Annotated in this window: 11 protein-coding genes and 2 pseudogenes; 7 read left to right on the top strand and 6 right to left on the bottom strand. The window is 38.3% G+C overall.

Annotated elements, in window-relative coordinates; genetic code table 11:
* Positions 1-99: 99 nt before the first annotated feature.
* From UYI_RS38890 to UYI_RS0110125, 5 genes and pseudogenes are all read right to left on the bottom strand, one after another.
* Positions 100-372 (bottom strand): annotated as a pseudogene (locus UYI_RS38890) (IS701 family transposase); the annotation flags it as partial.
* 59 nt (positions 373-431) lie between these two features.
* Positions 432-881 (bottom strand): hypothetical protein, encoded by a 450-nt coding sequence (locus tag UYI_RS0110115; protein WP_016866548.1) that lies wholly within the window; start codon positions 879-881, stop codon positions 432-434.
* 206 nt (positions 882-1,087) lie between these two features.
* Complete coding sequence (locus UYI_RS39625) at positions 1,088-1,216, bottom strand: hypothetical protein (protein WP_256678207.1); 129 nt, start codon at positions 1,214-1,216, stop codon at positions 1,088-1,090.
* A 112-nt stretch (positions 1,217-1,328) separates the two neighbouring features.
* The gene (locus tag UYI_RS0110120; protein WP_016866549.1) at positions 1,329-2,420 is read right to left on the bottom strand and encodes a cellulase family glycosylhydrolase; all 1,092 of its coding nucleotides are present in this window, start codon (positions 2,418-2,420) and stop codon (positions 1,329-1,331) included.
* 15 nt (positions 2,421-2,435) lie between these two features.
* Positions 2,436-5,915, bottom strand: coding sequence for a WD40 domain-containing protein (locus UYI_RS0110125; RefSeq protein ID WP_016866550.1), 3,480 nt, complete (start codon positions 5,913-5,915; stop codon positions 2,436-2,438).
* A gap of 237 nt (positions 5,916-6,152) precedes the next feature.
* Between UYI_RS0110125 and UYI_RS0110130 the strand changes: the two genes are divergently transcribed.
* Entirely contained in the window at positions 6,153-6,404 is a 252-nt protein-coding gene (locus tag UYI_RS0110130) for a UPF0175 family protein (protein ID WP_016866551.1), read from the top strand.
* The gene (locus UYI_RS0110135) at positions 6,397-6,882 is read left to right on the top strand and encodes a DUF3368 domain-containing protein (protein WP_016866552.1); all 486 of its coding nucleotides are present in this window, start codon (positions 6,397-6,399) and stop codon (positions 6,880-6,882) included. The genes UYI_RS0110130 and UYI_RS0110135 overlap by 8 nt, the downstream gene beginning before the upstream one ends.
* Positions 6,883-6,972: 90 nt before the next feature.
* On the opposite strand, the gene UYI_RS0110145 is transcribed toward UYI_RS0110135, so the two are convergent.
* Positions 6,973-7,383: a fibronectin type III domain-containing protein gene (locus UYI_RS0110145; RefSeq protein WP_016866553.1), complete on the bottom strand. Its 411-nt coding sequence runs from the start codon at positions 7,381-7,383 to the stop codon at positions 6,973-6,975.
* Positions 7,384-7,923: 540 nt separating this feature from the next.
* Between UYI_RS0110145 and UYI_RS40180 the strand changes: the two are divergent.
* The 5 genes and pseudogenes from UYI_RS40180 to UYI_RS32385 all read left to right on the top strand — a co-directional run.
* Positions 7,924-8,465: pseudogene (locus UYI_RS40180) on the top strand (AbfB domain-containing protein).
* 47 nt (positions 8,466-8,512) lie between these two features.
* Positions 8,513-8,992: a globin domain-containing protein gene (locus tag UYI_RS0110155; RefSeq protein ID WP_016866554.1), complete on the top strand. Its 480-nt coding sequence runs from the start codon at positions 8,513-8,515 to the stop codon at positions 8,990-8,992.
* A 124-nt stretch (positions 8,993-9,116) separates the two neighbouring features.
* Entirely contained in the window at positions 9,117-9,689 is a 573-nt protein-coding gene (locus UYI_RS0110160; RefSeq protein WP_016866555.1) for a CAP domain-containing protein, read from the top strand.
* Between the two features lie 101 nt (positions 9,690-9,790).
* Positions 9,791-10,114 (top strand): hypothetical protein, encoded by a 324-nt coding sequence (locus UYI_RS0110165; RefSeq protein WP_016866556.1) that lies wholly within the window; start codon positions 9,791-9,793, stop codon positions 10,112-10,114.
* 360 nt (positions 10,115-10,474) lie between these two features.
* A partial coding sequence (locus UYI_RS32385) for a tachylectin-related carbohydrate-binding protein (RefSeq protein WP_035138405.1) occupies positions 10,475-10,796 on the top strand: 322 nt, incomplete at its 3' end.

Consider the following 10,796-nt stretch of genomic DNA (forward strand, 5'->3'; position numbering starts at 1 on the left):
CTATTTTATCTTTTGGTAATCAAATCGGTGTTCATCTGTGTGTATCGGTGTTCCATACATTTAGGACTTACGCATTGATAAAAAAACAGATATATGGAGTCAAACTACACAGGCAGGACTCAAGTTATTTAAAACATATTCACAAATAACTTTTGTGAATAAATTTCTTTGTACTTCATACCAATTAGAAATTCTGTTTTCAGAACGCATCTTTTCCAAACGAACAAATACTTGAAGTGAGCAAAATATATGTGTTTTTATTGCATGGCTATCTCTAACCATGAATCGACATATGCCACATAACTGTTTGACTGCTCTGTGGAAAGTTTTAATTCCCCAATGCGTGCCATGAACTTTAATAAATTCATTTTTTCTGTTAAGAAAGATGTTTATAATGCATAGAGCGGGGGTTGGGGGGTTGATCGCGAAATTTATCTAATATGCTGGATTCCAGTATCCGGGTATCGTATTTCTACTGGAATTGCTGGTGGAATAAGAATATAATCACGTTCTCTACCTTGACCATGACTCCGGTAAGTACCACCATTTCCAACAACATTTAGAACAGAACTTTGACATGCATTAACACGAAATCTACCATTACTTCCATTACCATACAGAAAACTTAGATTATAAATACACTGATTAGGATTTAATTTTATAGATATGGATTCACCAGGCATAAGCATTTTCGCTACATCATCAAAAGCATATTCCCATTTATCAGAATTTTCTGATTTAATATGTGCAGAAACTATTACTTGTTTATTTTTATTTATGATTGTTAATTTCCGTGAATTATTTGCTTTTGCTACACTATTATTGATAAATGCTGATGCTACTATTAAAGTAATTAATAATAATAATTTATTTTTTTTCATAACAAATCTCCAGAACATAAAAGGTTAGAGTTTTATACTGTTTATATTTCTCGAACAAATATCTCTAAATCGCACATCTTATGAACTAATAAAATTTTACAGTATATATAGACATTGAGAAATTAAAAAATATTAATAATAATATAAATATAGAACTTACGCATTGACAAAAACAATCAAGTATGTAATTGGGTTTTCAATGCCTTTCAATCTGATTTTTCCACAAAGCGCGATCGCTCGCTACCTGTCCTTAGTTTTGTCATCAACAGCCTGAAACGACCGAGTTCCGCTAGTACAGATGATAGTCGATTTGTATAGAGCGTAAGTTCTAACATTAAAGATATAGCAGCTTGGCATTAAGTCCACTAGAGGAAAAACGAACACAGATTAACACAGATGAACACAGATGTAGACGCGCTCATCGGCTTAAGGCAGATAGATGAATGGCTAAAATTTTGCTCTTTGAGCTGTTACCTTCAAGCCATAGATAGAATTATTGACAATATCATTGCCGTAGGGTGTGAGGCTGGAAAAATTTCCATTTTGGGACATCTGGCGTTCTGTGCAATTGTCCTTCCACCAACTCCAAGCAAGCCAGCCAATTTCCTTTTCTTTTAACAGCCGCAAAAATGCTTGATAGGTAAAACCATTTTCGGGTGCGTGGTTTTGATTACTACCATCAAGGTCATAATAGCAGTATTGGGTTTTTCCATTGATTTCTTCGTCTTGCTTATTGGCAATTTCACCAAAAACAATTGGTAGATTAGCATCGATAGCTGTTTTAAGATGTGGTATCCCGTCATAACCAGCCCAATAAGCGTGACTACTAAATAGGAGATTGTGGTCAGGATCGTGATCAATTAACTCCTGACCAATTTTCGTAAAAACTTCAATAGATTGACCACAATCAGGCGCGTCAATCATAAGTGGTAAATGTAAATGCTGGCGTATTTTTGTAATAGCAGTTTTATAGACATTATTGAAAGTATTTAATGCCTCAGTAGAATTATTAGCCCAGCGATAGACACCCAATTCGTTCACTAAATTGACGATCAGATACTTTTGATGTTTTTTAAGTACATTCAGCACAGGTTCAGAAGTCCACCAGGGAATTAACTGGGTATTTAACAGGTTGACATCAGGGTTACAGGTGAGATCCCACAAACCCAGTACCGGAATAATCCGACTCGTCTTGCATCTGGTGAGAAAATTATCCAAGTCTGCAATTGTATAAGCGGGGCGATCGCTTTGACCATAATCCTTGTACCATTGAATTCTGACAGCGTTAGCTCCAGTTTTTTCTAGTTCTGCCAGCTTATCAGTTTTGGGAAAATTCCAGTCATCCAGCAGGGGTAGGTTGATTCCTCGCAAAATAATTTTGTTGCCGAGGGAGTCATACAAGTATCTACCCTTGGTATATAAGGTTGTATTGCGATCGCTTTTTTTGAGATTAGAGGGTTGACCAGCAGCTACAAAGGACAGCGATAAATTGGCAAGACAACCAATACCAGCCCAAGCTAACAATTCACGACGATTCATAGTATCTTCTTGTCTTTATTTACAAATCTGTTTATCTTTCTCGTTCAGGCGAGAATTGTTTCTCAGATAATCATCCAACCAGTTGCAGCCCCTAGCAATTAGCTGCTCAAAATCTAGAGTTTCTGCATTCCAAAGTTCAACAAGTCCATCCTCACTGACAGAGGCAATTTTTTTGCCATCAGGACTGAAGCTAATATTCCAGAAAGGATAACCATTTCCCTCAATAGTTTTGATTTCTTGACCATTTGTTACCTGCCAAAGTCGGATTGTGTTGTCAGCGCTGGCAGAGGCCAAAATTTTGCCATCAGGACTAAAGCTAAATCTAATCTCTCCGGGAGTATGACCTTTGAGTGTTTTGAGTTCCTGACCGTCCAAACTCCAGAGTTTAATAGTGTTATCCCGGCTGGCAGAGGCAATTATTTGACTATCAGGGCTAAAATGGACATCGGTAACATAACTACTATGTCCTCTGATGGTTTTGAGGTTCTTACCTTCTAAGTTCCAAAGTCTGATTGTGCCGTCATTATGAGCAGAGACAATTGTCTGACCATTGGGACTAAAATTAACACTCCGAACTTTACCAGCATTTGCTCTAAAAGTTCTCAGTTCTCGACCGTTAATAGCCCATAGTTTGACTGTACCATCATAACTAGCACTCACTAGGGTTTGACCATTAGAGCTAAAGCTGATATCAATAACTTCGTCTTTGTGTCCTGTGAAAATTCTCAGATTTTGACCATTTAAATGCCAAAGTTTGATTGTTTTCTCGGAATTAGCAGTAGCAATTATCTGACCATTAGGACTGAAATTAAGATTCCAAACTCGATTCCAAACGAGGTTACTGTTTGGGCTAATGGATTTAAGTTGTTGACCATCAAGACTCCAAAGTTTAATAGTTTTATCATCTCCAGCAGAAGCAATGATTTTCCCATCGGGATTAAAATTTACAGCCCAAAGAGAATCATTATGTCCACTGAAAGTTTTGAGTTCTTGATTGTTAATACTCCAAAGTTTAACTGTGTTGTCAGCACTAGCAGAGGCTATGATTTTCCCATCGTGACTAAAACTGGCGCTAAAGACAGAATGATTATGTCCTTTGAGCTTTTTCAGTTCTTTGCCATCAATACTCCAAAGTTTAACTGTTTTGTCAGCACTAGCAGAAACGATTGTCTGACCATCTGAACTAAAGCTGACACTATTAACATAGTTTTCATGTCTGCCAATATTTTTCAATTCTTGTCCATCTAAACTCCACAGTTTGACTGTGTTGTCTCCTCCCGCAGTGGCGATCGCTTTACCATCTGGGCTAAAACTCACACCAAAAATCGATTTATCACTCGCTTTAAAAGTTTTGATCTCTTGTCCATCAATACTCCAAATTTTGACGACTCCCTCTTGATCTCCTGTGACAAGAGTTTTATTATCAGGGCTGCAACTGATACTCCAAACAGAGTCGTTATGCCCTTTGAGAATTTTAATTGCCTGTCCCTTAATATCCCAAAGTTTGACTGTATTATCTTGACTAGGAGCAGCAATTAATTTACCATCAGAGGTGAAACAAATACTGCTCACAAACTCCTCTTCATCTTGCCCTTGGAAAGTGATAATTTCCCGTCCATCTAAACCCCAAATTTTGACGGTGTTATTTGCACTAATGGCAGCAATCATCTTGCTATCTGGACTAAAAGTCGCACTGATAAAAATCTGATTTGGGGCAGTGAATTTTTTGATTTCTCTGCCATCAATACTCCAAAGTTTAACTGTGTTATCTTCACTAGCAGTCACAATATTTTGACCATTTGGACTAAAATTTACACTTCTGACGGCATCATTGTATCCTTCTAAGCGGTTTCGTTCTTTGACTTTGTAAACTGCACGTTGCAATGCTAATCTTACTAATTCTCTAGTGTTAGCATCTGCCCAAGTTGTTGATTGTAATTGCATAGCTGCTTTGAGGGCTGTGACTAAAGCATCAAGTTCTTGATTGGAGTTTAATAAAGCAGTGGAAGAGATACTCAGGGATTTGATTCTTTCTCGTTGTATATCTTTGATCATCGTATTTGCCCAAATTCCTGCAACTATTGCTGTAATCAGGGCGATCGCTAATACTCCCCCGCCAATCTGAATCCGTCGTTTGGCTTTTTGATTGGCTGCAACTAAAACCTCATTCGCTTCTGCTAAAATCTTTGACGCTTCTGCTTCTGCTTGTAATCTTTTCTGAACATCCCGCTTTTCTAATTCCTGACTAGCATCTAAAAATCTTCGATCCAAATCGCTTAAACCTTTATCTGCTGCCCAATTGCGGGCATCCTGCAAACTTTGCCCACGCAACAAACGCGACTCATCTTGAAAATTAGAATTTACCCAAGCATTTAACATTTGTGCATAGGGTCGAATATTTGTCAAGATTTTGTCGAGCCATACTTGATTAAATATCTCTGCATAGATGCGATTATAAATTTGCAGTTTTCCCTGTTGCTTGACAATTAACCCTGTCAGACGTAGTTGCATTTGTTCGGGGCTATCATCTGCGGGGATTTCTCCCTGGTGTAAAATTTGCTGATATAACCCTAATAATCGCCCAGTTTGATTTTCTGCATTTTGCGTGAGGCGATCGCGGATTGTTCGTAAATGTTCTGGTTCATCCTGTGCTTCCCAATTTTCAATGATTTGGTTTTGCACCAATTCCTCTACACATTGCTTTTCCTGATGTTCTAGGAATGAATAACTAGAATTACAAATTAGTTGACACAGTTTCTGAGTTAAAAATGGCTGCCCACCAGTCCACTTTAACACCTCTTCCATTATTGCTTTCGGTCTAGCAACTCTTCCCTCGAAACCTCGAATTAAAGCGTCTATTTCATTTAATTTAAATCCAGTTAATTCGATAGCTCTTCCTATATTAAAAGGTGTGCGATTTGTATCAGCAATTAAATTAGAAGGAGTCGCTACTCCCAATAGGCAAAATGTGAGTCGTTGATATTCTGTATTATCTGCCCGTTGATTATAGCAAGCACGAATAAAAGCGAAAAAATCATCTTTAAAATTGATTCTTAAAATGCTATCAATTTCATCAATAAAAATGATAACTTTTCCAGTAAATTCTGTTAATAATACATCATCAATCAATTCACTTAATCTTTGTTTTGGTGGTAAAAATTCCTGCGATCGCCACCAAGTTCCAAAATTCACTTTTCTGGATAAACCAAACCCCCGCAATAGCTCAGAAACAAAGCCACCATACCATTCGGAAGGTGTGACATGGCTACCAATTCTTGTCAAATCAACCGATGCACATTGTATACCTTGCTCTTTCAGTTGTTTCATAATATGAACTCGCAAGCTAGACTTACCCATCTGCCGCGAGTTTAAGACATAACACAAATCCCCATTTTTTAAGCCTTCATAAAGGTCATAATCGGCTTGACGCACCACATAAGTTGGGTGTTGATATTCTAGACTACCTCCAAGTTTGTAATAGTTTAAATTTGTCATGATGTTTCAATGGCTAATCTTAGCATCCAGATTATAACTGTTAAAATTATCAAGAGTACTTTATCTCGTTCTTTTAGCAAGTACTTTTAAAGCATAAACTGGATTATTTACGATTATTTACGAAATCATTTCTATAGGGTGTGAGATTATAAAAATTGCCATTCAGCGTCATTTAATAATTGGTAAAATTATCCTTTCACCAGCACCAAGCCATCCAATCAATTTGTGGAGAAACCCATGACCAGAGTAAATTTAGACTTACCTGAAGAAGTTTTCTCAGCCCGTCGTCTTCCCCCAGATGACTTTGTGCGTGATATGCGGCTGGCTGCTGCTATTTATTGGTATCAAAAGAGTGAAATCTCCCAGGAAAAAGCTGCTCAAATTGCAGGTTTAAACCGCCGTGATTTTCTTGCAGCCCTTGCCCGTGAGCAAGTAGATGTGTTTGCTGTAGACTTTGATGACTTGCAACAAGAGTTAAATCGTGGCTGAATGTCCTGCAATCAACACCTCACCACTGATTTTTTTGACTAAGGGTGGCTTTCTCCACCTATTGCAGATAGTCAGTCCAGAAATTATTGTTCCCCAGACCGTAGCCCAGGAAATTCAAGCATACGGACAGACGGATGTAACCGCAATGGCGTTAGCAACTACTTCTTGGCTGGTAGAGGTTGTCACACCATCTGTTCCCGCAATTATTCAAAGTTGGGATTTAGGCGCTGGCGAATCTGCTGTGTTAACTTGGGCTTATGTAAATACTGGTACAGAAGTAATTCTGGATGATTTAGCAGCCCGTCGTTGTGCAGTAGCTTTAGGAATCCCGGTACGAGGAACTCTAGGTATAGTTCTTACTGCCAAACAACGGGGAGTAATTCCAGCAGCGCGTCCGGTTATCGAACAACTGCGTCTCTGTGGAATGTATCTATCTGACCAAGTGATCAATCAAGCATTGATATTAGTAGGAGAATAAACGATGGCAGCAATCAAACCTTGGGACAAAATTGACGGTTTAAGTCCCAGTGAAGACTTAAGGAAAGGAAACCCCTTGATACTTCCAAGTTTAATTAGCTGTAATTGACTGTTCTTCCCAAGGAGAACATGTTGAACGCCCTAAGAAATGCGTGTTACAGCCCTGGACTTTAAAAGTATAGGTAGTCCCCGAATAGACATTATTGACTCTAAAGTCTCCGCTTCCACCTCCAGGGCGTTTGATTTGAACCTCATCTTTACCGGGACGCGACCAACGCACATTGTAAGTATCGTAGTTTTCCTGGCCATTCCAATGAATGACTAAGCTATTACCGTCTTGATAGAGATTATCTATGCAAGGACGATCGTAAGCACAAGCTATATTGTCGTTACCAAAACCAGCCTGTACAACGGATATTGGAGTCAGAAGAAGTGTTAATGTACCCAACCCACCCAGAGTGGTAAGAGTTGCCAAGGCTGTTCCTAAATATTTTTTGGACATGATTTATATCTACTTTAATTGAATAATGTTTGATGAATAGATGACTGAAATTACTTTTTTGGATCGCAATTAATTACACTGGTTATCAAAGCGGGATATGGGGTTGGTGCAAGATCTGAGTAATTCAGCCTTGATTGGAATTATGCATCGTAATTTTATGGCTGTCGATCCAGAAAATGTCAGGAGTTCAATAGAGTATTGAATCAGTAATGTTAGGTAAGCTAAACCCTTTTATGTTAACTATTTTGTCTAGATTGTTAACTGACGTAATATTTCAATTTAACCGTGTATATCTACTTATTTGATTAGGAGTTAGAGGTCGTAATTAAAATTAGTCTGACCTGCAACTGACTTTTTATGACATTTACTGATCTTTTACAGAAAACTGATTCTTTAGTTTAAAAATTCCCAATTTAAACACTGATTTTTTAGGTATAGACAGCTATTAAATGAGAACACATAATCTTAGTTAGTGATGAGAAAGCCCAAATTACTCAAACTTAAAATCACAACTTGTAAAAACAATAAATTGGAATAATTATGAAATTTAAATTTTTGAAAAAAATATTGAGTATTGCAACTTTAGGTTTGTCAGTCTGTGGGATTTTGCTGACATCATCTCCAGTTTATTCTCAAACCAAAAGTCAATTTACTTCCTTTAGTTCGTATAACTTTCCCGATCATTATATTCGCCACAAGAATTACTTGGGCTACATAGAGCCAATCAGTGACGAGCTGGGAAAGAAAGACGCAACCTACAGACTTATTCCAGGGTTAGCAAATAGCCAATGTAATTCATTTGAGTCCGTCAACTTTCCAGGTTACTTCTTGAGACACGAAAATTTTCGGCTGAAGTTGGCAAGAACAATCAATCAGAAGCTTTTCTTTTTAGGGAAGATGCTACGTTTTGCTATGTGCCTGGACTCTTTGATAATAATGCTTCTTCATTTGAATCCCTTAATTTTCCTGGACACTATATACGACACAAGAATTTTGAGTTGTGGATAGACGCCTCAGACGGTAGTGATCTGTTCAGAAAGGACGCGACGTTTAGTATTACCACACCTCTCTATCTCAAGTAGCGCAATATACCCATCATTCAAAGCTCCCTTGGCGAGAATTTTAAATAATGGTTAGTCAAAAAACGATTGAAATTGTCAAGGCAACTGCACCGATTATTAGAGAAAAAGGTGAAGAGATTACCAGGCGGATGTATGAAATTACCTTTGCAGAGCGACCTGACTATAAACGCGGCTTTGAAACCACTTGGATGCAGCATCTAGATGGTGGTGAGCAAGCACACAAGTTAGCTGCGGCTGTTTATGCTTATGCTACTCATATTGACCGCCTAGATGAGTTGGCTATGGCAGTAGAACACATTGCCCATCGTCATGTAGAGACTCACATACTTCCTGAACAGTATCCGTTAATTGGGGAAAAGCTTTTGCAGGCAATGAAAGATGTTTTGCAAGATGCTGCAAATGATGAAGTTATTTCAGCATGGGCTGAAGCTTATACTGCTTTAGCAGACATTTTTATTCAAAAAGAAAAGGCTATTTATCAACAAGAAGATCGAGAACTAACTGAGCGATTAGCAAAAGCTAACTAACCTGATACATCGGGTTAATTGAAGCCGCTTGTATTTGCTCTTGATCGCTTGGATTGGCAAGTGCGATCGCCAAATCTCAACATGGTGAGCTACTCAGTTATGCTTTTAAATCAAGGTGATATATATGCTCAGACGCATTTTCCTTTCCGTTTCGATACTAACTCTATCCGCGACTTCAGTCGGTTCTACCTTAATTAGCTACCAAGATAAAACTCAAGCTCAAGTCGCAAGACCATCAGGTATCATAACTCGCCCTAATGTTGTGACAAAATGTTATATCTATAAGCTAAATCCAAATTTAGCCCAAATACAACAAAGCGTATACAACCAAGTTAATCAGTATCGAGCTTCTCAAGGTCTCGCGCCTCTGAAACTAGATGCTTGCGTAAATCAGCAAGTGCAGGCATATGCTCAAGAAATGGCTAACGCCGGAAAACCTCTCAATCATCAAGGAATTGAGCAGCGAGGGCAAGCATTATCACAAATCATCCCTCACAATAGCTATGCGTACTACGAAAATGAGTATTACTGCTTTGGTTGTGATAGCGATCCTGCAACACCAGCAGTTCAGTGGTGGCTGAATAGTCCCGGTCATCGAAATAATATCTTGAGTCAAACTGAACTAACTGGAATAGGAGTTGCCGTGAATGACAAAGGCGAATACTATTTCGCGCAAATGTTTATTCATGCTCAGTAAGATTTATGGCGTTTAGTGTTAAGTCAAATTGCGAGGTTGGACATAATGAATCAGAAAGAATTGAGAAATAGGATTGCGATCGCTGCGGGAGTGCATAATTTATGAGTTCGACACATCCTCCAGAAAATACAATTGCTAGTTTACAGACAATCTTGGATGCCATAACAACAGCAAATTACGAACTTTTCCTGACAGTTGGAGATTCTGACTATAAAACAGGGATTAGCAAAGAAATGTTTGACTCGGTTAGCTCCCAACTATCACCACGTATGGAAGAGGGTTATAACATTACTTACTTCGGTAATCTCAAACAACACGAATATCAAATCTATCTGTGGAAACTTAGTTTCGCTGATGGTGGAGATGAATTTGTCGCCCGGATGGCAATGAGTGAAGACAAAGTAAGTGGAATTTTGATTACATAGGATAGAGACTGTCTACCACTACTCCTAAGATGCAAGGTTGGGTTAGGCGGATGGGATGATTGATACTTAATACAAATCAAAAAATTTCATTCCGCCGTAACCCAACATTACCCTGTAGGTTTACCATCTTTAAACTTCTATCCCATAATTTCCCTTTTCTCAAAATTATTGATGTTGGGTTACGACGCAAAATAGAATTTTCCGTTTAGCATTAAAGATTTCTCGTGCGTCTACCCCAACCTACCGACTGCGTTCTTTTGTGTATAAATTCTCAATTTTTGTAATCTAGAATTTTTTTTCAAATCAGCAAATTCAAGAAGATATTATGCTCAGTAAGAACCCTAAAGAGGATGAAAGGCAATGAAAAGTTTAAAGGCATTAGCCATTTCGGTGATTTTAAGTTTGTGGTCATTTCCTGCACTAGCAAACCCAATCTACGCCATAAAATCGGATGGCGATATGCTTTTCTATAAGCATACAGGTACTGATGACGGCTCACCTACTTGGCCGATTCAAGGAGTAAAAATCGGTAACGGTTGGAACTTTAAACAAGTATTTGCTGGTGATAATGGTGCCGTCTATGCCATAAAATCGAATGGCGATATGCTGTTCTATAAACATACGGGTACTGATGACGGTTCAAGAACTTGGCCTATTTCCGGAGTAAAAATAGGTAACGGTT

This window comes from Fischerella muscicola PCC 7414, assembly GCF_000317205.1.
In the GTDB taxonomy this organism is placed as follows: domain Bacteria; phylum Cyanobacteriota; class Cyanobacteriia; order Cyanobacteriales; family Nostocaceae; genus Fischerella; species Fischerella muscicola.